The sequence below is a fragment of the Lentzea sp. NPDC055074 genome (assembly GCF_053608005.1).
The window spans coordinates 252,276-276,500 of record NZ_JBSGUQ010000007.1 but is presented as its reverse complement, the minus strand read 5'-3'; the positions used below and the strand labels follow the sequence as shown (position 1 = coordinate 276,500).

The following is a 24,225-nucleotide window of genomic DNA, read 5'->3' as shown; positions in this document are numbered from 1 at the left end:
TCCTCCCGTGCTCCCCGAGTGCGGGATTTCCGGCGTTCTTCGTTCCAGGGCAAGGAGGCCTTGTGATTCGACGAATCTCCGCCGTCTGCATCTCCCTTCTCCTGATGACATCCGCTGTTCTGGCGCTTCCGGCCGCCGCCGCGGTCCCGCGCCCGGTCGTCGTCGTTGCGGGTACGTTCGGTCCCGCGTTCTTCTACAAGCCCCTCGCCGACCGCCTCCGCGCGGACGGACGTGCGGTGGCGGTCTTCCCGCTCACCGGCCTGGGAACGGCCGACATCCGCGTCTCCGCACGCGATCTGAACAGGTTCGCCGACGACTTCCGCGCCGCGACGGGCGCGAGCCAGGTCGACCTCGTCGCGCACTCGCAGGGCGGACTGGTCGCCCGGCAGTACCTCAAGAACGAGGGCGGCGCGGGAGAGGTCGCGAACCTGGTCACCCTCTCCACGCCCCACTACGGCACCGTCGTCGCGAACATCGCCGACTTCTTCGGCGGCGGCGACTGCCTGAGAATCGTCGCCTGCCAGCAGATGAAGGTGGGATCGGACTTCCTGAACAGCCTGAACGCCGGGGACGACACGGTCGGAGCGGTGCGGTACACGAACCTCTACACCCGCTTCGACGCGCTCGTGCGACCGATCGAGAACGCCCGGATGAACGACGGCGCCACGAACGTCCTGGTGCAGTCGCAGTGCCCGTACCGGGTCGTGGTCCACCTCGGCATGCCCTTCGACGGCACTGTCCACAGCGGGATCCGGGACGCGCTGCAGGGCAGGGCGATCGCGTTGGACTGTTTCGGAGTCTGACCGGCATTCGACGGAGAACCGCGAGCTCTTGTTTCGGTGGACGGCACTTCCGTTGAGGCTCTCGTCCTCGTCTTCCTAGTGTTCGCCGCGGATCTCCGGTCGACGGATCGTCCCGCGGGACAGGTGATTCGCGCCGGACACCCTGCACATGTTCCACAGAAGGGTTCAGTCCTATGAAAAAGATGTTCTCGCGGAGGGTCGCGGCCGTGCTGGCCGTGAGTGCCGCGATCTTCGGTCTGGTACCGGCGGGGGCGGCCAGTGCGGCCCAGCAGTGCGACTTCTCGTTCAGCACGGGCAAGTTCGGCTGCAGCGGTGCCGGCAGCGTGCGCAAGAGCACGGACGTCATCGGTGCGCGCATCTACACCGGCACCGACTACACCGGCGACATGCTCACGATCTGGGTGCCGGCGCCGTGCCCCAAGAACGACAGGGTCGACCACTTCCTGGCGCTCAACGACAGTTCCTGGCGCAACCGGGTCAACTCCGCGCAGGCGTTCTCGACCTGCTGGGTGTGGCTCTACCGCAAGGACGGCAACCGCGACGGTCCGTTCCAGGGCAACCACCCGGACCTCACGTTCGCCGGGTACCGCACCTCCCAGATCGGCCTGAGCTGAAGGAGCACGACATGATCAGCAGGAGCAAGGTGCTGGCGGCGCTGGCGATGGCGGTCGCGGCCATGTTCACGGCCCTGCCGGCCGCGAACGCCACGCACGCCGGCCAGCCGACCACGCAGGAACTGATGTACAGGTGCGCGGGTGCGGACTACTGCCAGTTCAAGCCCTACGGCGCCATGGAGATCTTCAACGGCTCCCGTCAGCTGGCGGGCAGCGGGACCAACTGCACGAGCAGCCTGATGACCAGGGTCATCAACTACTCCGCGACCACCGGCACGAAGAACACGTTCGGTGTGGAGATCAGCGGCGGCGTCGAGCTCGGGAAGATCTTCGAGGCGTCCATCAAGGCGAACTACTCCCGTGAGTGGTCGTTCTCGGAGACGAAGACGGACGAGGTCCGCCAGGAGATCAAGCCCCGCAAGAAGGTGAACATCTTCGCCTCGAAGCAGAAGTCGCGCGTGAACGGTACGTGGGAGATCCACTTCGGGAGCCGCTACTACGGCCACTACTACTGGTACGTGAACGGCAGCGTCGACGGCCAGACCAAGGGCCAGGCGTGGGACATCAGGGCCGAGGAGGTCAACGCGGTCTGCTGAGTCCCATCGCCCACCGGGGCCCCGGCACTCTCCCGTCCGGGGCCCCCTCGACCCGCGAGGCCCACCATGCTGATCAAGTCGCTCGCGTGCCTGACCCTGCTGTTCGCACTGGGCACGGGCACCGCCGCCGCCCACGTGACCGCGCACGCGCCGGACAGTCCGCCGGAGAAGGGCGGGCACGGCACCGTCGTGCTGCGCGTGCCGAACGAGGAAACCCGAGCCACCACCCGCTTCGAAGTCACGCTCGCCCCCTCCTTCGGCATCACGACCGCCCGCACCCGTCCCGTCCCCGGCTGGGACGCCGCGGTGCAGCGAGGTGACGGCGGTGTCGTCACCTCGGTCGTCTGGACCGCCCGTGCGGACAGCGGAATCCCCGGCGGCAACGAGCACTACGAGGACTTCGGCGTCACTCTCGGGCCCCTGCCCGCCGACGCCGACCACGTCCTGTTGCCCGCGACCCAGTTCCTCTCCGACGGCAGCACGGTGAGGTGGGACGACCAACCGGACCGTCCGGCGCCGATGGTCGCGCTGGCCGAACCGTCCGGGCACGGACACCACGCCACGATCGCCTCCGACGTGCCCTGGGGCGCTGTGGTGAGCCTGCTCGCCGTGGGCCTGCTGCTCGCCGTCGGCGGGTTCGTCCTCATCCGCCGCAAGGGGATCTCATGACACGCGTGCTGCTCGTGATGTTCTTGCTGTTCCTCTGCCTCACACCGCAGGCCTCGGCGTCGCCCGCCCTGGTGTCCGCCAACCCGGGCACGAACTCGACGATCTCGGTGGCACCGCGGGACGTCCGGTTGACCTTCGACCGGACGATCGGCGGTGCCGGTCCGTACTCGATCGCCGTGACGGGCGGGGGCGAGCAGTGGTCCGAGCCGATGATCGGCGCTGACGACACCGTGCTGACCGTGCCGTTGCGGCCCGCGATGCCGGCGGGCGACTACCTCGTCAGCTACGAGCTGACACCTCCGGACGGCGTGCAGGTGAAGGGGGAGTACCGGTTCTCGCTCCAGGGCAGGGCACCGACGCCGTGGTGGGTGTGGCTCGTGGCGGGAGCGACCGTCGTCGGCGTGGCGGCGACGGCGTACCGGCTGGCGCACCGCTGAACCCGCACGACGAGGTGCGGGTGTCCGCACCTCGTCGACGTGGGGGAAGTGCTTCGGGCGGGATGCGACTGTTTCAGCGCGCGGCGCACACCTCGACGCTGTCGGGAGCGCCGCCGTCCTGCGCGGTGATGCGGAAGTCGCACGGGTCGTATCCGTTGCGCACCAGCGCCTTGACGATGCCGGCGATGTCCTTTCCGGACGGACGGGGAGTGCGTGCCAGCACGAAGCCCGACTTCCGGTCCGGCGCACCGACCACCGCCCACGCGTAGTCGGAGTCCAGGCCGATCACCCAGTACGTGCCAGGCCTGTCGAAGTTCCACTCCCCGCCCACGTTGACGAAGGAGACCTCCAGCTTGGAGGTGGAGCCGGGTTCGGACTGACGTGCCCTTCCCTCGATCGAGGACGTCGACCCGTCCTGGCGCGTGCAGGAGTTGAGCACCTTGACCTGCCCCTGCGGGAGCAAGGTGTACGTGGCGTTGTCGTTGCGCGCGCACTGGGCCTGGAACGGCTGCGGGATGGCCGCCAGCTGCACCCAGCGGCCCTGGTAGCGCTCCAGGTCGACGGAGCGGACCGGCCTGACCTCGGTCTGTCCCGCGGCGGAGGCCGGCGTGGTCATCACCGCGACGCCGAGCAGAGTCGCCATCACCGCAACAAGAAGCCGCATGGGTTGCCCTCTCGTGAGAAGAACTGCCTTGCGTCGACGCTATTGCGGCCTCGGGTGGTGTGCATGATGAGCGGGAGCGGTCAGGACGTGAGGGCCGCCACCCACTCGTCGTCGTTGAAGGTGCCGGAGAGCACGTGCGATCGCCTTGGTGTGACAGGCGCTGAGGGCGTGGCCAGCGCGCGCAGGTCGATCGGGCGTTGCGTGGTGTTGAGCAGGCGGACCCGTGCCCTGACGGGAAGATGCGGGTAGACGCGGTGCAGGTCGTTGAGCGTGCCGAGCACCCGATCCGCCCTGGCCCGTGCGGTCTCCGGCGTGGCGCCGGGGAACACGAGCAGGAACTCCTCGGCGTTGAGCCGTGCCGCGCGGTCGATGGGCCTGAGCTCGGCACGCAGCACGTCGGCGACGTTGTTCTCGGTGTGGATGGCCGCGCTGGCGCCGTGCAGGTCCTCGACCGCGCTCAGCCCGGGCACCTCGATGACCACGATGCCCAGCTTCACCGTGTCCGAGACGGCGTCACCGAGCCAGGCGTTCACCGAGTCCACGGTGTGCAGGCCCGTCCACGGATCTCGGGCGTCACGCCGCTCGTCCGCGGCCCGGGCGGCCGCGAGCTCCGCCCTGCGGCCGGAGCGGGTGAGCCTGGAGGTGAGGAGGTGCACGGCGGCCTCCGCGCGGCGCTCCACCTCCCCGGACGGTGGTGCGACGATGCTCGCCAGCACCCGGTCGAACGTGGTGCGCACGTGCGGCGGCAGCCGGTGACCCAGCGAGTCCCGCAGGCGAACGGCCTCGGCGTAGGCCTCGTCGCGCCGGAATCCCCAGCGCCCGCGGAACAGCCGGCTCGCCTCGACCGCGGTGCCCTCGAAGTCGATCTCGTCGAGGTCCGTCGCGACCACGCAGGCGCCGAAGGTGGGCGTGAGCACCACGACGGACCACTCGTCGGCCAGGTCCTCGTCCCTGTGCAGCAGCACGGGCGTGACACCGGTCGGCAGGTCCGGACGTGTGTCCGCCACCATGCCCACGATCGTCGCGGACGCCAGTGCGCCGATGTCGCGGTAGACCGCCGCCTCGCGTTCGAAGTAGGGCAACCGCTGGAACATCGCGAGGACGATCGCCGGTTCGTCCCGGCGGCCCGCCAAGGCCGCTCGTTCCACCGCGTGCGACGCGATCACGAGGGTCCGCTTGGTGAGCAGACCTGCTCTCGTCCCGCTGTTCGAGCCAGCCACCTGGGTGCTCCTGCGCGTAGTCCGGTCTTGGGGTCCGTTCTGTGACAACGAGATGGTGGGGCACCTGCTCACTCATCAGCGTCAGATTCCACTCGTGTGGGTGACGTTCTTCGTCTTTGGCTGAGAACTGCGCTAATGGACGCGCGGGCCACCCCCGAACACCCGTGGACGGCGACCCATACCTGATCGATAGCGGGTCGACAGCCGGAATGCCCATCGTGGCAACAGAAAGCCCGACGTGCACGGGAGAGAGCGGAACGGGACGCCTCGTCACCTCCTCCCGCGTCACCAGGGCCGGACCCGTGTCGATAGGGCCGACCGCCGCGCACCTCCGGCGGAGAGGTCGGCCCCTGGAAAGGAAAGCCATGACTGACTTCGTTCCACGAGCCGACCTGGACGTGGTGATCGTCGGCGCGGGCCCGCGAGGACTCTCCGTGCTGGAGAGGCTGGTCGCGCGTCTGGCGGACTCGCCCAGGGACGGCGAGGTGCGCGTCCACCTGTTCGACCCCGACGAGGCCGGTACGGGGAGGATCTGGAGGACCTCGCAGTCGGTGTGCTTCCTGATGAACACGGCCGCCGGTGAGGTGAGCGTGTTCTCCTCCGGACCCGACGGCGGTCCTGCCAGGGCGGGGTCCGGGCCGTCGTTCTCGGACTGGCTCTCGACCCATCCGCGCTGGTCCGGTGTCGGGCCCGACGACTACGGGCCGCGGGCCGTGTACGGCGAGTACCTCCGGATGGCGTTCGAGGCGATCGTCGCCAACGCACCCGAGGGCGTGACGATCCGGCACGTGGCGGAGAAGGCCGTGTCGCTCACCCGTGAGTTCGGGCTGACGACGGTGACCGGGTCCGGCGGCACGGTGGTGACCGCCGACAAGGTGGTGCTGACCACCGGGCACCCGCGGGTCAGGCCGGAGGACGGGGAGAAGGAGCTCCTCACGTTCGCCCGGCACAGGACCGGCCTGACGTACCTGCGCGGGGACTCCGCGGCCGACATGCCGCTGGGCGTGATCGCTCCGGGGGAACAGGTCGGGGTGATCGGCCTCGGGCTGACCTTCTTCGACGTGCTCGCGGAGCTGACGATCGGGCGGGGCGGCAGGTTCGTCGAGCGCGACGGGCAGACCGAGTACCTGCCCAGCGGACGGGAGCCGCACCTGGTCGCGGGTTCCCGCAGCGGGCTGGTGATGCTGGCGCGCGGCCGCAACCAGAAGGCCCCGACCTACCGCTACCAGGCCAAGTTCGTGACCGAGGACGCGATCATGCGTGCCCGGCGCGGCGCCCAGCGGATCACCGGCTCCGCGCAGCTCGACTTCGTGCGGGACGTGTTGTCGTTGCTGCGCCTGGAGATCGAGCACGTCTACTACACCGCGCACGTCCGGCGCAGGCACGGGGACGAGGCGGCGCAGTGGTTCGCGGCCGGTCACCTGGCGTCCGACGACCGCGAGGAACTGCTGGCGGCGTGGGACCTCGAGGACGTGCCGCCACTGGACCTCGAACAGATCGCACGCCCGTTCGTCGACAGGGAGTTCGACAGCCCGGACGCCTTCCACGACGAGCTGCTGGAGCTGTTGCGGCAGGACGTCGCCGAGGCTCGTGAGGGCAACGTCGACAACCCGCTCAAGGCGTCGCTGGACATCCTGCGCGACACCCGCGGGATGGTGCGGCAGGCCGTCGACTTCGCCGGGCTGCGACCCGAGTCGCACCGCGAGTTCGTGACGTGGTTCAACCCCATCAACACCATGGTGTCCGCAGGTCCGCCCTGGATCCGAGTGGACCAGGCGGCCGCGGTGATCCGCGCCGGGCTGCTGACGGTGGTCGGGCCGGGAACGTCCGTCAGGGCGGATCACTCGAGCGGCACCTTCGTGCTGGAGTCCTCCTGCGTCGCCGGATCGCGGCGCGAGGTCTCCACGTTGATCGACGCGCGCATCCCGCGGTCGACCCTGTCGTCCAACACCGACTCGCTCATCGCGGGCCTGGTGGCCGACGGGCTGATCACCGAGATGGTCAACACCGACCTGTCGAGCGGTGTGCGGTTCCGCGCCGGCAGCGTCGCGGTCACCCGGCGCCCGTTCCACGTCATCGACGTGCTCGGCAACCCGGACCCCGACCTGTACGCGCTGGGCGTGCCCACCGAGAACACGCGGTGGTTCACGCAGATCGGCACCGGCAGGCCCGGTCCGATGACCGGCTTCCACACCGACGCCGACGGCATCGCCGAGGACGTCCTGCGCCACCGCGCCGCCGCCCGGACGCCGAGAGCATCGGCCGTCGCGCACCCGGCCGCCGCGATCTGAGGGGAAGACCTGTCATGTCACCGAGAACAGCCACCGAGAAGTTTCGCGCCGCCCGGAACCTGCTGCTGGAGCTCCGCGACGACCACGACCGCGCCCACGCCGAGTTCAGGTGGCCGGAGTTCGACGAGTTCAACTGGGCGCTCGACTGGTTCGACGCCGTGGCAAGGGGAAACGACCGCACGGCGCTGCACGTCGTGGGCGGCCGGTCCGAGGAGAAGGTCTCCTACGCGGAGCTCTCGGAACGGTCCGACCGTCTCGCCAACGGCCTGCGCGCCGCCGGTGTGCGCCGCGGCGACCGACTGCTCATGATGCTCGACAACCAGCTCGCCGTGTGGGAGTCGCAGCTGGCCGCGATGAAGCTGGGCATCGTCGTCGTCCCGACCTTCACCACCGTGTCCGGCGCCGACCTGGTCGACCGCGTCGAACGGGCCGGCGTGCGGCACGTGCTCACGACGCCGGAGCTGACCGGGGGATTCGACTGGTTGCCCGGCCACGTCACGAGGATCTGCGCCGGACGGGTACCCGGCTGGCTCGCCCTCGACGACCTGCGGTCGGCGCCGGCCGGCTTCACCCCCGACGCGCCCACCCGTGCCGACGAGACGTTGTTCCTGTACTTCACCTCGGGCACGACCTCGCGCCCGAAGCTGGTGCGGCACACCCACGTCAGCTATCCGGTGGGGCACCTGTCCGGCATGTACTGGAACGGTGTCCGCCCGGGGGACGTCCACCTCAACGTCTCCGCTCCCGGCTGGGCGAAACACGCGTGGAGCTCGTTCTTCGTGCCCCTCAACGCCGAGGCGTCGGTGCTGAGCGTGACCACCCCCAACGGCAACGACCTGCTGGACCGCATGGTCCGGCACGGCGTGACGACGTTCTGCGCGCCGCCGACCGTGTGGCGGATGCTCATCCAGGAGGACCTGCGCCGGTGGCCAGTGTCGTTGCGGGAGGCGGGAAGCGTCGGTGAGCCGCTCAACCCCGAGGTGATCGACCAGGTCCGTGCGGCCTGGGGCGTGACCGTGCGGGACGGGTACGGGCAGACCGAGACGACGGCGCAGATCGGCAACAGCCCCACGCTGCCGGTCCGGCCGGGATCGATGGGAAAACCGTTGCCCGGCTACGACATCGTGCTCGTCGACCCGGCCACGGGCGCGGCGGGCGACGACGGCGAGGTCTGCGTCAGCCTCACGCCGCGGCCGCTGGGCGTGATGCCCGGCTACGTCGACGACGACGAGAAGAACGCCAAGACGTTCGCCGGCGGTTACTACCACACCGGTGACATCGCGCACCGCGACGAAGACGGCTACCTGCACTACCTGGGACGCACGGACGACATGTTCAAGTCCTACGACCACCGGATCTCACCGTTCGAGCTGGAGAGCGTGCTCCTCGAGCACGACGCCGTGGCGGAGGCCGCGGTGGTACCCGCTCCCGACCCCGTGGGTCTGGTGGTGCCGAAGGCCTACGTCGCGCTCGCGGCGGGCGAGCTGCCCGACGCCGACACCGCGCGGCGGATCCTCAGCCACGCCAGCGCGAACCTGGCTCCGCACCAGTGGGTTCGGCGCCTGGAGTTCACGACGCTGCCGAAGACCACGTCCGGGAAGATCCGCCGAAACGAGCTGCGGGCCCGCGACGTCGAGCGGGCCGCGGGGACCGAGTTCCCCGGCACGACCGAGTACCTGGCAGCCGAACTGCTGGAGACCGCGCTGCCCGCGGCTCCCGGAATCGGCTGAGAGACATCAGTTCCACCACCCGCACCACGACACCGAGGAGAGAACCGCCATGCGCGACATCAAGATCTACTCGTCCCTCTTCACCGGCGGCCTGCACAACGGCCAGATCAAGTGGGAGGAGTACGTCCAGCCGGGGCGCAACGAGGTGGACGTGGAATGGCTCTACACCGCGGCGGAGACCGGCCCCACCGGTGCCGAGGCCTACATCGCCCACTTCAAGCCCGGTTCGCACGGCGACCTGCACGAGCACCTCGGTTTCGAGCTGCTGCTGATCCTCGAAGGCGAGCTGCACAACGACAACGGCGACCGCTACCCGGCGGGGACGATGTTCATCGAGAAGCCGGAGAGCGTGCACCAGGTGTCGTCGCCGTCCGGGTGCTACGCGCTCGTGGTGCGGGAGAAGGGCACCCGGCGGCTCACCGACGACGAGGTGAACGCCACCGTCGCCGCGAGCGCCGCGGCCGAGTAGGTCCCCTTCGCGGTGGGGCCGGGCTCCGGCCCCACCGCACCACGCCCGTGTCCTCACGACCGGCGACCTCGTGCAACGACCCAGGAGAACATCCGATGTCCCAGCAGACGCAGGACCGACCACAGACCACCCAGCCCCCGCAGTCCGACGACATCGTCATCGGGCGCACCGGAAAGAGGCACTCCTCCCGCTACCGCTGGGGCATCCTCGGCATCGGGATCTTCGCCCAGGCGGCGTTCAGCGCCGCGTTCCAGGGCATCCCGACCTCGGGTTCCATCCTCGCCACCGCCTACGGTTACTCCCTGTCCCAGTTGGGGCTCGTGCTCGCGGCCGTGACGGCGGGCATCTTCGTCACCGACGTGTTCTGGGGCATCCTCTCCGACCGCATCGGTGAGCGCACCGTGCTGATCGTCGGCCTCGGCGGCACGACCGCCACCCTCGCCTACGTCACCGCGTTCCTGGTTCCCGGAGGGAGCACGGCTCCCGCGGCGTGGGCGCTGGCCGCCGTGCTGTTCCTGTCCGGTGCGCTCGGCGGGTGTGTCAACGGCGCGTCCGGCCGCGCGGTCATGGGCTGGTTCCCGGCCAACAAGCGGGGCTTCGCCATCAGCCTGAGGGTCGCCGCCGTGCCGCTGGGCGGCGCTCTCGGTGCCGCCATCCTGCCCGCGCTCGCGCTCGGCGCCGGCTTCCGGTGGGTGTTCGCGTTCCTGACGGTGTTCATGCTCGCGGCGACCGTCGCGGTCGTGCTGTGGCTGGACGAGCCGCCCATCGCGCGCACCAAGGCGTCCGGCGGCATCGCGGCGACGACGACCATCAGCCCGTTGCGGCGCTGGGACATCTGGCGCGTCGCGATCACCGCGTTCCTGCTCGACCTCCCGCAGTTCACCGTCCTCACCTTCGGCACGGTGTTCCTCACCTCGGAGATCGGCCTGCCGATCGAGGGCGTCGTGGTGGCGCTCGTGGTGGTCCAGGTCCTCGCCGCCGCCTCGCGGGTGTGGAGCGGCCGGTGGACCGACAACCGGGGAGGCCGGTACCGCCGGACCCTCGTGCGCGGGTACAGCTGGGCGATCGCCGCCGCGTTCGTCGGTGTGGCGGGCTACTCGTTCGCGCCGACCTGGCTGGTGATCGCGCTCTTCGTCATCGCCGGGTTCCTCGCCTGCGGCTGGCACGGCGTGCACTACGCCGAGATCGCCACGATGGCCGGCGCCGAGCGGTCGGGTACCGCGCTCGGACTGGAGAACACGATGGTGTTCGGCGGCGCGTTCGTCACCCCGCTGATCATCCCGATCGTGCTGTCGGTGTCGTCGTGGCCGGTGGTGATGCTGGTCGTGGGCGCGGTGCCGGCGGTCGCCTCCGCGCTGATGATGCCGAAGGAGCAGCCGGTCGGCTGACCTCGCTGAGCCGCAACGGCCGGGAAGCAGATGCTTCCCGGCCGTTGCGGCTGTTCGGCCCAGGGGCGTGAAACACGAAAAACCCCCGTCCTGAGACTTCAGGACGGGGGTTCGTCAGGGGGTTCGCGGTGGTGCAGGTTCACCAGTGGGTGTCCTCGACGCAGACCAGGAGGTCGGTGCTCCAGTGGGTGTCCTCCGGGCAGTTGCCGGGGCCCTCGGTGGTGGTCGCCGGGGTGTTCCAGTGCGTGTCGGCCGCGGAGGCGGTGCCACTCGCGATTCCGAGGATGGCGAGCGTGGCGATGATGAGCGAGACCAGCGTCGAGGCGGCGGACTTGCGGCTGGCGAACATCTTTACCTCCGGTGTTTTCGGGGGCGTTCCCCCTGGCTGACACCAGTTCAGCCACCGGCTCCATCGGTCCTCGATCGGTGCTCTGTCGGTCTGTGCAGGGTGGTTCGATAGCGAGTCGATAGAGGGAGAGACGGGTCTTTTCCGCTCAGAAAAGGGCGTTCAGCGTGCCGTAGTCGACACCCCCTTCCAGCTCGGCGCAGGTGCCCTTGGACAGGAGCTCCGCGGCGGCCCGTTCGGCGACGGCGTACGCGGCCTGGGCGACGAGCGGGCCGACGCTGAGCCTGCGCACCCCCGCCGCCTCGAACTCGGCCGCGGTGGGGGCGCCGGGAAAGGCCAGCACGTTGAGCGGCAGCCGGGACGCCTCGGCGATGTGCCGGATCGCCTCGAGGTCGCTCAGCCCGATGACGTAGAGGCAGTCCGCGCCGGCGTCCGCGTACGCGGCGGCACGGGCCAGGACCTCGTCGAGCCGTCCCTCCGGTGCCCCGATCCCGAGCAGGTGCACGTCGACGCGGGCGTTGACCACCAGTTCCGGCAGGCCAGCCGAGACCGCCGCGGCACGGGCCTCGAGCAGGCGGTCCACCTGCTCGGCGACGGGGAACAGGGTGCCGTCGCCCTTCGAGTCCTCGATGTTGACGCCGACCGCGCCGGCTCCGATCACCTCGCTGACGGTGGCGGCCAGGTCGTCGTAGCCGCCCTCGACGTCGGCGGTCACCGGTACGTCGACCGCGGCCGCGATCCTGGCGACGGCGCCGATCGCCTCCGCGCGGCTGAGTCCCTGGCCGTCGCGGCGGCCGAGCGACCACGCCACGCCGGCGCTGGTCGTCGCGACCGCTTTCGCCCCAGCCCGCACGACGAGTGCGGCACTGGCGGCGTCCCACGCGTTGGGCAGGATCAGCAGGCCGTCGTCGTGCAGGCTCCGGAACGTCGTTGCCTTCTGGTTCACGTCATCGCCTCATTCGGTGTCGGTGCGGGGCCACGCGAGAGCGGCCAGGGTCTCGTCGACCAAGCCCTGCGCCGCACCGAGGTAGCCGCTGGGACGGGTGAGGTCGGCGAGCTCGGTCGCGGTCAGGTGCGCGGTCACCGCGGGGTCCGCGGCGAGGACGTCGTGCAGTGGCGTCCTCGTCTGATGGGCGGTGAGGGACGCGGCGCGGATCGCCGTGGCCGCCTCGGTGCGGCCGAGCCGGGGCACCAGGGTGGCGGACAGGCGCTCCGAGACGATCAGGCCGTGCGTGAGGCCGAGGTTGTCGCGCATCCGTTCGGCGTCCACGGTGAGACCTTCGACGAGCTCGACGGCGGTCTCGGCGGCGCCCGCGCTGAGCCGGAGCAGCTCGCGCAGCGGGTGCCATTCGGCGTGCCAGGCGCCGGCGGGGCGCTCGTCCTCCGCGGGCAGGCACGACGCCAGGGTCGCGACCAGGCCCGGTGTCTGCGTGGCCGCCGCCCGGATGAGGGTGGCCAGCGCCGGGTTCCGCTTGTGCGGCATGGCGGACGAGACTCCGCGGCCTTCCGCGAAGGGTTCGGCGACCTCGCCGATCTCGGTGCGCGACAGCACCTGGACGTCCACGGCGATCTTGCCGAGCACACCGGTGACGAGTGCCGCGGCGAAGCCGGTCTCGGCGATGGGGATCCTGTTGGTGTGCCAGGGGAGCAACGGCGCCGACAGTCCCGTCTGCTTGGCGAACTCCTCGCCGAGCCGGCGCGCGTAGTCCTCGGCGACCTCGCCACCCGACTCGGCCTTCGCGCTCTCCAGGTAGCCGGCGAGGGTGCCCGCCGCGCCGCCGAGCTGGATCGGGAGCGTCACCCTGCTCACCCGCTTCGCGGCGTCGTGCACGGCCGCCGCCCAGCCCGCGGCCTTGAGGCCGAACGTGATGGGGACGGCGTGCGCGCCGAGAGTGCGACCGGCCATCAGCGTGTCGCGGTGGGCCGCGGCGAGCCGCAGCGCGGCGGTCTCCACCCGCCTGAGGTCTTCGAGGATCTCGGCGTTGGTGCGCGCCACCACGAGCATGGCGGCGGTGTCCAGGATGTCCTGGCTCGTGGAGCCCCGGTGCACGTACTGCGCGGCAGCCGGGTCGACCTCCGCCACGGCCGCGCCGAGCGCGCTCACCACGGCCACCACGGGGTTCGCGGCACCGCGTGCCGCCCTGGCGAGGGCGACGACGTCGAACTCGGCGGTGCCGGCGACCTTCGTGATGACGTCGGCCGCGTGGCGCGGTGCCACGCCGAGCGCCGCCTGGGCACGCACCAGGGCGGCCTCGGCGTCGAGCATGGCGCGCAACCACGCGGTGTCGTCGGTCAGCGACGCGGCCACGACGCCCGCGCGCACGGGGGCGAGGAGCCCGCTGTCGAGGGAAGCGCTGTCACGGGAAGCGCTGTCGGGCATGACGGACTCCTGGCTGGAAGGGGGTTGGGGTCTGGGCAGAAGGGAGCGGGGCGCCGCCGGGGGAGGTGCGGCGCCCCGCGGGATCGGGCGAACCGGTGGTGCGTCACGCAACGCCGGCGGCGTGATCCGCGCTCGACAGGACGCCTCACGGCAGTCGGAGTGCGAATCCCACCGGCGACGTTGCGAGCCACACCGCTAGAAGCCGGCGATGAGCGACGACCGCGGCACCGCCACGGCCACCGCGACGCACGCCTGGGCGACCGCGTCGGCGTCGGCGAGGATCACCGAGTTGACGCCGGGACGAATGCCCGCCGCCGTCACCCAGTGCACCGTCTCGGTGGGCACGCCGAAGGCGAACCGCCGGGGGTGCGGCACCCTGCCGGGACCGAGCACGGGGTACGGGCGCGGTCCGACGGCGAGGCCGCCGGTCTCGTAGTGGCCTCCACCGGAGAGGGGGATGCGGTGCAGCACGCACTCGCCTCGCGCGAGCAGTCCGCCCAGCAGCGGGTCCGTGGTGGTGCGGATGTCCGGTTCCGGCAGCCTCGCCTCGATCAGCGTGGTCACCTGGACCGGCTCTCCCGGCACCTGGGACGAGCTCACGAGGAAGGCGGACCCGTCGGGAGCCGGACGGACCTCCATGCCCGGTCCCATCACGCGCAGCACGCCCGCCTCGATCAGCGCGATCATCTCCTCGATCCGCCGCACGGGCGGGCCGATGGACACGAAGGCGTTGAACGGCGTGTACCACTTCTGCAGGTCGTCCCGGTACGAGTCGCCGCTGATCCCGGAGTGGTCGACGATCTGGCGAATCTCGTTGCGCAGGTCCCGCATGGCGTCCAAAGCGGACTTGACGGGGCTCTGCACGTTGCCGCGCAACGCTTCCCGCACGTCGTCCTTCAGGTACGACACGAGCCAGGCGCGGTACGCGTCGGCGTCTTCGAACTCCAGGTCGCCGTACGGCTTGGAGATGGCGTTCCAGTCCCAGCGGTCGGCCTCCGCGATGCCGAAGCGGTCGAGGAGCATGTTCTCCGCATCCGACCTCGGCTGGTCGAAGGGCTCACCGATGGGGGTGTTCGCGAACTCCTCCTCGCACACCGCGCGGTACCGGCGGGAGAACACCTCCGACTCGCAGGAGCACGAGCGCTGGGCGACCAGTGCCGTGTAGTACACCGAACGGACCTCGCGGTCGATCAGCGGCCAGATCTCCGTGCGGAAGTCGGCGGGACGGCCCCGTTCGGCGCGCCGGCGCAGGGTGCGGATCACCCACGGGGTCAGGAAGAGCGGTTCGTGCCGGCCGAAGGCTCCCTTCTGGTTCTCGCCGCGGGCGGTGTACGGGACACCGCGGCGGGAGCCCGCGATCAGCACCGGTTCCGCGCCGGACGGGTGGTAGGTGAGCGATCCGTCGTCGGAGCGGGCGAACCGGCCGCCACGTCCCGTGGTCAGCAGGGCCATGTGGTCGAAGAAGTTGAGGCCCATGCCGCGCAACGCGATCTCGTCGCCGGGCTGGACGAACGACAGGTCGGCGTTCGCGGGGTTGCCGGGAGCGACGTAGTTCAGCCCGTTGCGGGCCGCGTGCTCGGCGAGCTCGAGCTCCGTCTCGGACATCATGGTCGGCAGGTGGCCCTGGGTGAGGACCACCGAGTCGAGTCCTTCGAGGACGGTGCCGTCGCCGAGCTCGACGACCTGCGTGCCGTCCTCGGCGTCGGTCAGGTTGACAGCGGTCACGGTGTGCAGGGTGATGGTCAGGTTCGCGGAGGCCGTCCGCAGCAGGTGCCGCAGCACCCACCGCAGGTAGTGGCCGTACAGCGCGCGGGTGGGGTAGGAGTCGGCGCCGAGGTCCCGGCACTCGGCGCGCACCCAGTCCGGCAGCGCGTCCTCCTTGCCGAGGTGTTCGGCGAACCGCGCCCACTCGTGCAGGCTCGGTCCCGGCACGATCGGCCCCGCACAGGTGACGGTCTCGTCGGCGAACATGGTGATCTGGGCTGCGACGGTGTTCATCAACAGCTCGCGTGACTGGTCGATGCGCCACACCGCGCTGCCGCTGTGCAGGTTCGGGTCCACGACGTGGACGGTGATCGACTGGGGTGGGTTCTGCGCCGCGGCCGTCGAGTGCAGGCGCTCCAGCACCGATAACCCGCGTGGCCCCGCGCCGATGATGCAGATGTGCGTCACGGTGTCCTCCAGTGGGCACGACCACACTCGGCCCCTCGCGGTGGGGGAGTCGGTCGGAAAAGGGTTGGTAAGGAAGAGATCAGCGCTCGCTGTCGGCGAGAACGGGGCGCATGACACCCGCCATCTTGCGGCCGAGACCCATCGCGAGGAGCTCGAGCTTGCCCATGAGAGCGCCGAAGTCGGACGGCAGCAGCGCCTGCTTGCCGTCGCACAGCGCCTGCTCCGGCGCGACGTGCACGTCGATCAGCAGGGCGTCCGCGCCGGCGGCCGCCGCGGCCATCGAGACGGGCTCGACGAGCGCCGGGATGCCGACGGAGTGGCTCGGGTCGACCATCACGGGCAGGTGCGAGCGCTGCTTCATCAGCGCCACCGCCGAGATGTCGAGCGTGAACCTGGTGGCGTGCTCGAACGTCCTGATGCCGCGCTCGCACAGGATGACCTGGTCGTTGCCCTGTGCCAGCACGTACTCCGCGGCCGCCAGCGTCTCGTCGACGGTGCAGCCGAAGCCGCGCTTGAGCACGACCGGGCGGCCGGACTTGCCGACCTCGGTCAGCAGCTCGAAGTTCTGCATGTTGCGCGCGCCGATCTGCAGGCCGTCGGCGATCTCCGCGACCCGTTCGACGTGGCGGGGGTCGAGCACCTCGGTGAGGATCGGCAGACCGGTGTGCTGACGGGCTCCGGCGAGCAGCTCGAGGCCGGCCCACTTGAGGCCCTGGAAGGAGTACGGGGACGTGCGGGGCTTGAACGCGCCGCCGCGCAGCCCGACCGACCCGTAGTTGGCCGCGACGTCGGCGCAGGCGAGCAGCTGCTGCTCGTTCTCCACCGCGCAGGGACCGGCGAACACGTTGAGCGAACCGTCGCCGACGGCCGCGTCGCCGATGCGCACGATCGTGCCCTGAGGGCGCAGCTCCCTGCGGCCCAGCCGGAAGTCGCCCGTCACCGCGACCTTCGCGACCGGTGCGGTGAACGTCTCGGGTGCCCTGGTATCGACGCCCGGACCGTGGGCGAGGATGACGGGCGTGTCGCCGAGGAACTGCTGGACGGCGGTGGTGCCGTTGGTGTCGAAGAACTGCAGCCACTCGTTGAGACGGGAAGCCGGGGTGCCGGGGGCGAAGGACAGGATCGACTGACTGGACACGGTGAACCTCCTGGGCGCGGAAGAAAGTCTGGTGTGGACACTCGTGCCCCGCGGCAGTGGACCACCGCGGGGCACGAGTAGGGGATGCGACCGGGCCGGTCAGGCCGTCACGGCGAAGGACCGGGGGTCTGCGGACGTGGTGTAGGCGGGCAGGTCGGCGTACTTCTCGCGGAGGTTCCGCTTGAGCACCTTGCCGGTGACGCCGACGGGGAAGTCCTCGTCGGTGCGGGCCAGTTCGAGCGCGCCGAGCGTGAGGTGTCCCGCGCGGGCGAGCTCCTCGTTGGCGAACCTCAGCATCTTGTCCGGGTCCGGGTCGGTGCCCGGCTGGGGCACGACCACCGCGACCGGGACCACGACGCCGTCGGCCCGGCCGGCGACGACCGCGCAGTCCACGACGTCGGGCACGTCGGCGAGCAGGATCTCCTCCATGAACACCGAGTAACCGGTGCGCTCGGGGGTGACCAGCGCGTCGACCGTCCGGTCCACCAGGAAGTGGTCGCCGTTGGAGTCGCGGTAGCCGTTGTCGCCGGTGAGCCAGTAGCCCGACAGGCGGCTGCTGTAGTTGAGGCCGTGGTTGTCCCAGTAGCCCGGCGTGATGGCCGGGCCCTTGGCGGCGAGCAGGCCGACCTCGTTGTCGTCGGCGAACGTGCCGTCGGGACGCAGGATCGTCACTTCGGCGACCCCGACCGGTTTGCCCGCACATCGGTCGTTGCGCTCGGTGTCGAGCGTGCGGATCTTGAGCAGCACGCCCCAGCCGAGCTCCGTGGTGCCGAGCCGGTCGAAGAACGCCGACTGCGGCAGGTCCGGGCTGCGCCGGCCGAGGATGTCCTTGATGTGCGCCTCGTGCACCGCGTCACCGATGGACACCCACACGTTCACCGAGTCCAGTGCTCCCGGCGCCAGGTCCAGCGCGGGGATCTCGGAGTACGCGTGGGCGAACGACATGACCGTGGTCGGCCTGTACTCGGCCACCGCCTCGGCCAGTTCCTCGCCGGGGCGGTCGAATCCCGCTGTGGTCTGCGAGCCCGACAGCACCGCGTACACGGTGTAGGCGATGCAGCCCAGGTGCGACTGGGGCAGGCTGGTCATGGTCATCGAGCCCGGCTGTTCCTTGAAGTCGACCAGCCGGAACTTCGGGCCCGCGACGATGGAGCCGTGGGTGTGGATGGTCGGCTTGGGCAGGCCGGTGGTGCCCGACGAGTGCAGGACCGTGACCGGGTCTTCGTCGTTGTGGCGGAACTTCATCTCCGTCGTCAGCTCGGCCTTCGGCGGGAAGGGCTGCTCCTCCGCCACCTGCTTCCACTGGACGGACGGCAGCGTCGCCGCGAAGTCCGCCAGCATGTCCATCCGGGACTGTCCGGCGAAGATGCCGACCGGGGTCGTCTGACCGGTCAGCGACTCGGCGATCTCCTTGGAGGCCTTGGTGTTGATCAGCACCGCGATGGCGCCGATCTGGGCCAGTGCGTAGAAGTGGACGTGGTAGGCGAAGGTGTCCTCGATCCACACGACCACGCGGTCGCGCGGGCGGACACCCTTCGTGTCGTAGTACCAGACCGCCCAGCTCTGCACGAGCTCGTCCAGTTGCAGCAGGCTGAACTCGTTCTGGGCCTCGCCCTCGGTATTCAGGAGCGGCCTCAGCGTGCGGAGGAACGGCTGGTCCGGAGCCGGGCTCGCGGCGATGGCGGACGCCAGCAGGTTGCCGCCGCCGATCGTGGGATCGGCTGCGACGGCCGCGCGCTGTTCGACGGTCAGGACGGTGGGTGCGAACTTGGTCATGAAGAATCCCCTCTCGCGGTGATGACAGGTACTTCGCTCTGGCCGGCTTCGTGCTGCTGCGCCTGGAACATCCGCGCGCAGGAGGCGCCGTAACCGGGCAGACGATCGCCCAGCACGGAACGCAGAGCCGACAGAAGATCGGTGAACTCGGTCTCGCCCGCGCCGACCGCGGCGGCTAGGGCGGATGTGCCCGCGCGCAGTGCGTCGCGGGCGGTCTCGGCGAACGGGTTCGCCGACTGGACGTCCCAGTAGACCTCGGGAGTGCCGCCCGCGATCCGCGCCAGCAGTGCCAGCAGGGTCGCGTGCGGGGGAGGGGCGAGCGCGGCGAGCTCGTCGACGGTGACGTCGAGCTCGGCCAGCGCCGCCCCGAACGACAGGACGGCGGCGTGGGTGAGCGCCTGGGTCGCCGCGGCCAGCCGGTCGTGCCGGTCGGCCGTCACGCGGACGACGCGCGCACCCGCGCCGGTCAGCAGGTCCAGCAGCTCCTCGGTGCGCGGGCCGCCGTTGAGCTCCACGGCGGCCACCGGTCTTCCCGGGAAACCCAGTGAGGGAGCGAACATCGGGTTGAGCCCGAGAAGCTCCACATCGGACCGCGTGGTGGCCGCCGCTGCGGCGTAACGGCTCTTGACCGACAACGTGTCGACGACCAGCGCACCGGCCGACAGCACCGCCGTGACCGGTCCCAGCGCCCGCAGCGCAACGGTTTCCGGCACCGCGAGCACCACGACGTCGGCCATGGCGAGCTCGGCGGTCAGCAGCGGGTCCGGATCGGTGATGTCCGCTCCGGACCCGCTGTCCGCGACGTGCACCTCGGCACCCGCCGCGACCAGCAGCTCGACGAACAACGTGCCCACCGCGCCGGCACCGCCGGCGACGACGCAGCGGGCTCTCATGCCACGTCCCCGAGCGCGGTCTCGAGGGCGGTGTCGACGACCGCGGTGACCATGGCGCGGGACTTCACCGCGGTCTCCGCGAACTCCTCCTCGGCGTCCGACAGCGCGATGATCGCGCCGCCGACGCCGAACCGGACGCCGGACTCGGTCGCCACGAGCGTGCGGATGACGATGTTGAGGTCCACCGCACCGCTCAGGCCGAACCAGCCGATCGCGCCGGAGTAGACGCCGCGCGGGCCGTCCTCCAGCCGGTCGATGATCTCCATCGTGCGCAGCTTCGGCGCACCGGTCATCGAGCCGCCGGGGAACGCCGCGCGCACGCAGGCCACCGACGACTGCTCGGGCCGCAGCGTGCCGCGGATCGTCGACACCAGCTGGTGGACCGGGGCGTAGGTCTCCACGTCGAACAGCTTCGGCACGTGCACCGAGCCGATCTCCGACACCACGTTGAGGTCGTTGCGGATCAGGTCGACGATCATCAGGTTCTCGGCCTGGTCCTTCTCGTTGGAGAACAGGTCGGCCTTGAGCGCCTCGTCCTCCTCGGGCGTCGCGCCGCGCGGCCGCGTGCCCTTGATCGGCTTGGCCTCGGCGACGCGGTCCACGCCGATCGACAGGAACCTCTCCGGCGAGGCGCTCATGACCGAGACACCGGGGAAGTCGAGGAACGCGCCGTACGGCACGGGACTGATGCCGCGCAGGTGCGTGTAGGTGGTGAGCGGGTCGATCCGCACGTCCATGCTCACCTCGTTGGTGAGGCAGACCTCGTACGACTCGCCGTGGTCGATCTCGTGGAAGCACTCGTTGATGCGCTTGAGGTAGGCGTCGTGGTCGTGCCGCAGCACGGCGACCTTGCGCACCGCCGGCGAGTTCATGTCGGACCACTGCGTCGTCCTGGCGGCCGTCTTGCCTGCCCTCGACGTGGCGGCGACCTGGTCGCCCATGACCGAGAGCCAGGCCAGGGCGTCGGCGTCGGCGCCGTCGAGGCTCAGCGCGAGCAGGTACGTCTCGCCCGCGACGTGGTCGACCGCGACCAGCCGGTCCGCGAACACCATCGCGGCGTCCGGTTCCTCGGCCTCGTTCACCGTCCGCGCGCCCGACTCTGCCTTGAGCTCGTAGCCGAGATAGCCGACGTAGCCGAGGTTGAAGTCGAACGGCACGCCTTCCGGTGTCGGGATGGCGCGCTGGGCGAGCTGCTCTTCCAGGTAGGCGAAGAAGGGCGACTCGATCCGGCTGGTGGTGCCGTTCTTCTCGACGGTGACGGTGTTCTCGGAGATCCGGTAGCTCAGGTACTCGGCGAGCGGTCCAGACGCGTCACCCAGGTAGGAGAACCGCGACAGACCGTCGATCACGGAGCTGCTGTCGAGCCAGAACGGGTGCCTGCCACCGGCGAAGAGCTTGCGGAACAACGCTTCCGTGTCCGGCAGCGCCGCGACCTTGCGCACGTGCACCTGGTAACCGCGCTTGCGGGACAGGGCGAGGTCCCGGAAGTTGGCGAGGAGCTCGCGGCCGTACTCGCTGCTGATGGACTCCGGGTGGAACTGCACGCCCCAGATCGGCAGGCTGCGGTGCCGGACGCCCATGATGATGCCGTCGGTCCAGGCGATCGGCTCCAGGCAGTCGGGCAGCGTGGTCGCGGCCAGCGAGTGGTAGCGCACGACGTTGTACGGCGAGGGCAGTCCGGCGAAGACGTCCACGCCGGTGTGCTCGACCGGGAACACCCGCCCGTGCACCGGTGCCGGCGCCAGCCCGACCGTGCCGCCGAAGAGGTGGCAGATGCCCTGGTGGCCGAGGCAGACGCCGAGCACGGGCAGTCCGCTCTCGAGGATCGCCTTGGCGCTCACCCCGAAGTCGGTCGCGACGTCCGGGCTGCCCGGACCGGGGGAGATGACGACCGCGTCGAACTCGCTCACGTCGATCGACGACCAGTCGACGTCGTTGCGGACCACGGTGGGTGCCACGCCGTTGACCTCGCCGAGCAGCTGGAAGAGGTTGTAGGTGAAGGAGTCGTAGTTGTCGATCAGAAGCGTGCGCATGGTGGGGCCGCCCTTTCGCAGCTCTCGCGGTGGCTCAGGCGCCGATGACCTCGTCCTCCACGCGGCAGGTCTCAGCGATGATCAGGTCGTAGAGGTTGCGCAGGAAGTCCAGGTCGACGCCGTGCTCGAGGCCGTAGTCGGCCGCGCGGCGCTGGACGATGCCTATCCGGTGCGGCTGCATCATCGGCACGTCGTGTTCGCGCTTGTGCACCGCGATGTCCACACACACCCCGATGCGCCGGCGCAGCGTGTCGAGCAGCACGACGTCGATCGCGTCGAGCTTGGCGCGCAGGGCTTCCAGGGCGTCGTTCGTGACGGGGACCGTGGTCGGAGCGGTCATGTCGGAACCTCCGAACGTGCGACGAGGCCCCCGGCTCGTGCGTCCGGAGGCCTCGTCGGCGGGGTGAAGTAGGGGCATGCGGCGCCCCTGGCTCGTACGTCCAGGGGGCCGCCGGCTTGGGTGTGCGACGAGGCCTCCGGCTCGTGCGTCCGGAGGCCTCGTCGGCGGGAGGTGTGGGGTCTGTGGGTACGCGGCGAGGCCCCTGGATTCGTCTCCAGAGGCCTCGCCGGTGGGGGTCGGTGGTGTGGCTCTCAACGCCGGCGGCGTAGTTCACGCTCAGCAGGGCGCCTCGCGGCACCGCCCCCACGCCCCCATACGACTCCGGTATGAGGACGTGGAGCGGCACCACGACGCACCCGTCTGACCACGAACTCCACCGGCGACGTTGCGAGCCACACCACCACTAGCTGAAGTCGAACTCGCCCGTGCGGGTGCGCTTCAGCTCGAAGAACCGGGGGTACGCGGCCAGCTCGACCGCCGCGTCGAACAACCGGGCGGCCTGCTCGCCGCGCGGGATCGACATGAAGACCGGACCGAAGAAGGCCACGCCGTCGATGTGGATCGTCGGCGTGCCCACCTCCTCGCCGACCGGGTCCATGCCGCGGTGGTGCGAGGCCCGCAGCTTCTCGTCGTACGCGTCGGAACCGGCGGCCTCGGCGAGCGACGCGTCCAGGTCGAGCGCGGCCAGTGCCTCCGCGATGACGACCGGGTAGTCCTTGTTGCCGCCGTTGTGGATCCGCGTGCCGAGCTCGGTGTAGAGCTCGCGCAGAACCTGGTCGCCGTACTTCTCCGCGGCGGCGATCGCGACCCGCACCGGGCCCCAGGCCCGGTTGCAGAACTCGCGGTACCAGGGCTCGATCTCCTTGTGCTCGTTGAGCACCGACAGGCTCATCACCTGGAAGGAGAGGTCGATGTCGCGGTGCTGTTCCACCTCGAGGATCCAGCGGGACGTGATCCAGGCGAACGGGCAGGCCGGGTCGAAGTAGAAGTCGACGCGCGGTTTCTGGGCCGTCATGAGGGTGTTCTCCGGTTCAGTTGCGGTTCGGTGGCTTCCTTCACGACGCGGGCGAGCCTGCGCACGCCGATCGTGATGGCTTCCGGTTCTGGATAGGAATACGACACCCGGAGGTGATCGTCACCGTTGCCGTCGGCGAAGAAACCCGTTCCGGGGACATATGCCACACCTTCCTGGATCGCCCGCGGCAGCATCGCCTTGGCCCGCACGCCGTCCGGCAGCGCGAGCCAGAGGAAGAAGCCCCCCTCGGGCACCTGCCACCGGGTGCCGCGCGGCATCAGGGCCGACAGCGCCGCGACCATGGTCTGCCGGCGTTCCCAGTAGAGCTCGCGCAACGCCTTGACGTGGTCGATCCACGGCTCGTCGGCCAGGTACCGGGCGACGGCGACCTGGGCGAGCCCCGAGTGGCAGAGCATCGCGGCCTCCGCGGCCAGCACCACCTTGGCGGTGACCTCCGCGGGGGCGAGCGCCCAGCCGACCCGCAGCCCCGGTGCCAGGATCTTCGAGAACGACCCGAGGTAAACCACGCCGGGGTGCGCGGCGCGCAATGCGGCCAGTGGCTCGCCCTCCAGGCGCAGCAACCCGTACGGGTTGTCCTCCACCACCTGCAGCCCGATCCGGTCGCAGGTGGTGAGCACCTCCGCCCGCCGCGCCGCGCTGAGCGTGACGCCGGAGGGGTTGCCGAAGTTCGGCACCGTGTAGAGGAACGCCACCCGCCGGCCGGACCTGCGCGCCCTGTCCACCGCCTCGGCGATGGCGGGACCGCTGAGGCCCGCGCCGTCGTCGGGGACGTGCCGGACGTGGACGCCGTGTGCGGAGAACGTGGCCAGCGCGCCGACGTAGGCGGGCGACTCCGCGAGCACGACGTCGCCCGGATCGGCCAGCACGGCGGTGACCAGGTCGAGCGCCTGCTGTGCGCCGGTGGTGACGACGACGTCGTCCGCGTGTGCGGCGATGCCTTCCTGCGCCATCACGCCGCAGATCATCTCGCGCAGGCCGGGAGCGCCCTGCCCGGTGGCGTACTGCAGCGCGCCGGGCTCGGCGGCGACCTCACCGAGGATGCGCGCCAGCACCTGGCTGGGCAGCGCGTCCGCGGCCGGCATGCCGCCTGCCAGTGACACCACGCCGGGGCGCGCGGCCACGGCGAACAGCGCCCGGATCTCCGAGGCGCGCAGACCCCGGCTGCGAATGCTGAATCTCTCTGAGGGATCCATCACGGACTCCTCCTCTCAGTGTGTCGCGGAATCGTCA

Annotated in this window: 22 protein-coding genes; 9 read left to right on the top strand and 13 right to left on the bottom strand. The window is 70.5% G+C overall.

Going from position 1 to position 24,225, the window contains the following annotated elements:
* Positions 1–104 precede the first annotated feature (104 nt).
* The 5 genes from ACWF7A_RS19240 (at position 105) to ACWF7A_RS19220 (ending at position 3,119) form a co-directional block, all read left to right on the top strand.
* Complete coding sequence (locus ACWF7A_RS19240; protein ID WP_452251796.1) at positions 105–803, top strand: lipase family alpha/beta hydrolase; 699 nt, start codon at positions 105–107, stop codon at positions 801–803.
* A 173-nt stretch (positions 804–976) separates the two neighbouring features.
* Positions 977–1,417 (top strand): hypothetical protein, encoded by a 441-nt coding sequence (locus ACWF7A_RS19235; RefSeq protein WP_452251795.1) that lies wholly within the window; start codon positions 977–979, stop codon positions 1,415–1,417.
* An 11-nt stretch (positions 1,418–1,428) separates the two neighbouring features.
* Complete coding sequence (locus ACWF7A_RS19230; protein ID WP_452251794.1) at positions 1,429–2,013, top strand: hypothetical protein; 585 nt, start codon at positions 1,429–1,431, stop codon at positions 2,011–2,013.
* Between the two features lie 66 nt (positions 2,014–2,079).
* The gene (locus ACWF7A_RS19225) at positions 2,080–2,682 is read left to right on the top strand and encodes a DUF1775 domain-containing protein (protein WP_452251793.1); all 603 of its coding nucleotides are present in this window, start codon (positions 2,080–2,082) and stop codon (positions 2,680–2,682) included.
* Complete coding sequence (locus ACWF7A_RS19220; protein WP_452251792.1) at positions 2,679–3,119, top strand: copper resistance CopC family protein; 441 nt, start codon at positions 2,679–2,681, stop codon at positions 3,117–3,119. The genes ACWF7A_RS19225 and ACWF7A_RS19220 overlap by 4 nt, the downstream gene beginning before the upstream one ends.
* Positions 3,120–3,192: 73 nt before the next feature.
* On the opposite strand, the gene ACWF7A_RS19215 is transcribed toward ACWF7A_RS19220, so the two are convergent.
* Positions 3,193–3,783: a lipocalin family protein gene (locus ACWF7A_RS19215; protein ID WP_452251791.1), complete on the bottom strand. Its 591-nt coding sequence runs from the start codon at positions 3,781–3,783 to the stop codon at positions 3,193–3,195.
* 80 nt (positions 3,784–3,863) lie between these two features.
* Positions 3,864–5,003: a sensor domain-containing diguanylate cyclase gene (locus tag ACWF7A_RS19210; protein WP_452251790.1), complete on the bottom strand. Its 1,140-nt coding sequence runs from the start codon at positions 5,001–5,003 to the stop codon at positions 3,864–3,866.
* Between the two features lie 365 nt (positions 5,004–5,368).
* Between ACWF7A_RS19210 and ACWF7A_RS19205 the strand changes: the two genes are divergently transcribed.
* The 4 genes from ACWF7A_RS19205 to ACWF7A_RS19190 all read left to right on the top strand — a co-directional run bounded on the left by ACWF7A_RS19205 (position 5,369) and on the right by ACWF7A_RS19190 (position 10,881).
* A complete protein-coding gene (locus tag ACWF7A_RS19205; protein ID WP_452251789.1) occupies positions 5,369–7,294 on the top strand; it encodes an FAD/NAD(P)-binding protein in 1,926 nt (641 codons plus the stop codon).
* 14 nt (positions 7,295–7,308) lie between these two features.
* Positions 7,309–9,024 (top strand): AMP-binding protein, encoded by a 1,716-nt coding sequence (locus ACWF7A_RS19200; RefSeq protein WP_452251788.1) that lies wholly within the window; start codon positions 7,309–7,311, stop codon positions 9,022–9,024.
* A gap of 49 nt (positions 9,025–9,073) precedes the next feature.
* Entirely contained in the window at positions 9,074–9,493 is a 420-nt protein-coding gene (locus tag ACWF7A_RS19195) for a cupin domain-containing protein (RefSeq protein ID WP_452251787.1), read from the top strand.
* A gap of 95 nt (positions 9,494–9,588) precedes the next feature.
* Entirely contained in the window at positions 9,589–10,881 is a 1,293-nt protein-coding gene (locus ACWF7A_RS19190) for an MFS transporter (RefSeq protein ID WP_452251786.1), read from the top strand.
* A 139-nt stretch (positions 10,882–11,020) separates the two neighbouring features.
* Here ACWF7A_RS19190 and ACWF7A_RS19185 read toward each other — a convergent pair whose 3' ends face one another.
* The 11 genes from ACWF7A_RS19185 to ACWF7A_RS19135 all read right to left on the bottom strand — a co-directional run bounded on the left by ACWF7A_RS19185 (position 11,021) and on the right by ACWF7A_RS19135 (position 24,188).
* The gene (locus ACWF7A_RS19185; RefSeq protein ID WP_452251785.1) at positions 11,021–11,230 is read right to left on the bottom strand and encodes a hypothetical protein; all 210 of its coding nucleotides are present in this window, start codon (positions 11,228–11,230) and stop codon (positions 11,021–11,023) included.
* Positions 11,231–11,375: 145 nt separating this feature from the next.
* The gene (locus ACWF7A_RS19180) at positions 11,376–12,173 is read right to left on the bottom strand and encodes an isocitrate lyase/PEP mutase family protein (RefSeq protein ID WP_452251784.1); all 798 of its coding nucleotides are present in this window, start codon (positions 12,171–12,173) and stop codon (positions 11,376–11,378) included.
* Between the two features lie 9 nt (positions 12,174–12,182).
* Positions 12,183–13,607, bottom strand: coding sequence for a class-II fumarase/aspartase family protein (locus ACWF7A_RS19175; RefSeq protein WP_452251783.1), 1,425 nt, complete (start codon positions 13,605–13,607; stop codon positions 12,183–12,185).
* A gap of 195 nt (positions 13,608–13,802) precedes the next feature.
* The gene (locus tag ACWF7A_RS19170; protein WP_452251782.1) at positions 13,803–15,779 is read right to left on the bottom strand and encodes an FAD/NAD(P)-binding protein; all 1,977 of its coding nucleotides are present in this window, start codon (positions 15,777–15,779) and stop codon (positions 13,803–13,805) included.
* A 79-nt stretch (positions 15,780–15,858) separates the two neighbouring features.
* Positions 15,859–16,917, bottom strand: a complete 1,059-nt coding sequence (gene aroF / locus ACWF7A_RS19165; protein ID WP_452251781.1) for a 3-deoxy-7-phosphoheptulonate synthase — start codon at positions 16,915–16,917, stop codon at positions 15,859–15,861.
* A 99-nt stretch (positions 16,918–17,016) separates the two neighbouring features.
* The gene (locus ACWF7A_RS19160) at positions 17,017–18,693 is read right to left on the bottom strand and encodes a class I adenylate-forming enzyme family protein (RefSeq protein WP_452251780.1); all 1,677 of its coding nucleotides are present in this window, start codon (positions 18,691–18,693) and stop codon (positions 17,017–17,019) included.
* Complete coding sequence (locus tag ACWF7A_RS19155; RefSeq protein WP_452251779.1) at positions 18,690–19,586, bottom strand: prephenate dehydrogenase/arogenate dehydrogenase family protein; 897 nt, start codon at positions 19,584–19,586, stop codon at positions 18,690–18,692. Before ACWF7A_RS19155 ends, ACWF7A_RS19160 begins: the two co-directional genes overlap by 4 nt.
* Entirely contained in the window at positions 19,583–21,619 is a 2,037-nt protein-coding gene (gene pabB, locus ACWF7A_RS19150; RefSeq protein ID WP_452251778.1) for an aminodeoxychorismate synthase component I, read from the bottom strand. The genes ACWF7A_RS19155 and pabB overlap by 4 nt, the downstream gene beginning before the upstream one ends.
* A 34-nt stretch (positions 21,620–21,653) precedes the next feature.
* Positions 21,654–21,959 carry a chorismate mutase family protein gene (locus ACWF7A_RS19145; RefSeq protein ID WP_452251777.1) on the bottom strand — a complete coding sequence of 102 codons (306 nt, stop codon included), beginning with the start codon at positions 21,957–21,959 and terminating at the stop codon, positions 21,654–21,656.
* A 403-nt stretch (positions 21,960–22,362) separates the two neighbouring features.
* Positions 22,363–22,974 carry a mycothiol-dependent nitroreductase Rv2466c family protein gene (locus ACWF7A_RS19140; RefSeq protein WP_452251776.1) on the bottom strand — a complete coding sequence of 204 codons (612 nt, stop codon included), beginning with the start codon at positions 22,972–22,974 and terminating at the stop codon, positions 22,363–22,365.
* The gene (locus ACWF7A_RS19135) at positions 22,971–24,188 is read right to left on the bottom strand and encodes an aminotransferase-like domain-containing protein (protein WP_452251775.1); all 1,218 of its coding nucleotides are present in this window, start codon (positions 24,186–24,188) and stop codon (positions 22,971–22,973) included. The genes ACWF7A_RS19140 and ACWF7A_RS19135 overlap by 4 nt, the downstream gene beginning before the upstream one ends.
* Positions 24,189–24,225: the final 37 nt, after the last annotated feature.

Excerpts from the sequence above, each read along its gene's own strand:
- ACWF7A_RS19240 (WP_452251796.1), top strand. The coding sequence starts at position 105 with ATGACATCCGCTGTTCTGGCGCTTCCGGCCGCCGCCGCGGTCCCGCGC.
- ACWF7A_RS19235 (WP_452251795.1), top strand. The coding sequence starts at position 977 with ATGAAAAAGATGTTCTCGCGGAGGGTCGCGGCCGTGCTGGCCGTGAGT.
- ACWF7A_RS19230 (WP_452251794.1), top strand. The coding sequence starts at position 1,429 with ATGATCAGCAGGAGCAAGGTGCTGGCGGCGCTGGCGATGGCGGTCGCG.
- ACWF7A_RS19225 (WP_452251793.1), top strand. The coding sequence starts at position 2,080 with ATGCTGATCAAGTCGCTCGCGTGCCTGACCCTGCTGTTCGCACTGGGC.
- ACWF7A_RS19220 (WP_452251792.1), top strand. The coding sequence starts at position 2,679 with ATGACACGCGTGCTGCTCGTGATGTTCTTGCTGTTCCTCTGCCTCACA.
- ACWF7A_RS19215 (WP_452251791.1), bottom strand. The coding sequence starts at position 3,783 with ATGCGGCTTCTTGTTGCGGTGATGGCGACTCTGCTCGGCGTCGCGGTG.
- ACWF7A_RS19205 (WP_452251789.1), top strand. The coding sequence starts at position 5,369 with ATGACTGACTTCGTTCCACGAGCCGACCTGGACGTGGTGATCGTCGGC.
- ACWF7A_RS19200 (WP_452251788.1), top strand. The coding sequence starts at position 7,309 with ATGTCACCGAGAACAGCCACCGAGAAGTTTCGCGCCGCCCGGAACCTG.
- ACWF7A_RS19195 (WP_452251787.1), top strand. The coding sequence starts at position 9,074 with ATGCGCGACATCAAGATCTACTCGTCCCTCTTCACCGGCGGCCTGCAC.
- ACWF7A_RS19190 (WP_452251786.1), top strand. The coding sequence starts at position 9,589 with ATGTCCCAGCAGACGCAGGACCGACCACAGACCACCCAGCCCCCGCAG.
- ACWF7A_RS19185 (WP_452251785.1), bottom strand. The coding sequence starts at position 11,230 with ATGTTCGCCAGCCGCAAGTCCGCCGCCTCGACGCTGGTCTCGCTCATC.
- ACWF7A_RS19175 (WP_452251783.1), bottom strand. The coding sequence starts at position 13,607 with ATGCCCGACAGCGCTTCCCGTGACAGCGCTTCCCTCGACAGCGGGCTC.
- ACWF7A_RS19160 (WP_452251780.1), bottom strand. The coding sequence starts at position 18,693 with ATGACCAAGTTCGCACCCACCGTCCTGACCGTCGAACAGCGCGCGGCC.
- ACWF7A_RS19155 (WP_452251779.1), bottom strand. The coding sequence starts at position 19,586 with ATGAGAGCCCGCTGCGTCGTCGCCGGCGGTGCCGGCGCGGTGGGCACG.
- pabB (WP_452251778.1), bottom strand. The coding sequence starts at position 21,619 with ATGCGCACGCTTCTGATCGACAACTACGACTCCTTCACCTACAACCTC.
- ACWF7A_RS19145 (WP_452251777.1), bottom strand. The coding sequence starts at position 21,959 with ATGACCGCTCCGACCACGGTCCCCGTCACGAACGACGCCCTGGAAGCC.
- ACWF7A_RS19140 (WP_452251776.1), bottom strand. The coding sequence starts at position 22,974 with ATGACGGCCCAGAAACCGCGCGTCGACTTCTACTTCGACCCGGCCTGC.
- ACWF7A_RS19135 (WP_452251775.1), bottom strand. The coding sequence starts at position 24,188 with ATGGATCCCTCAGAGAGATTCAGCATTCGCAGCCGGGGTCTGCGCGCC.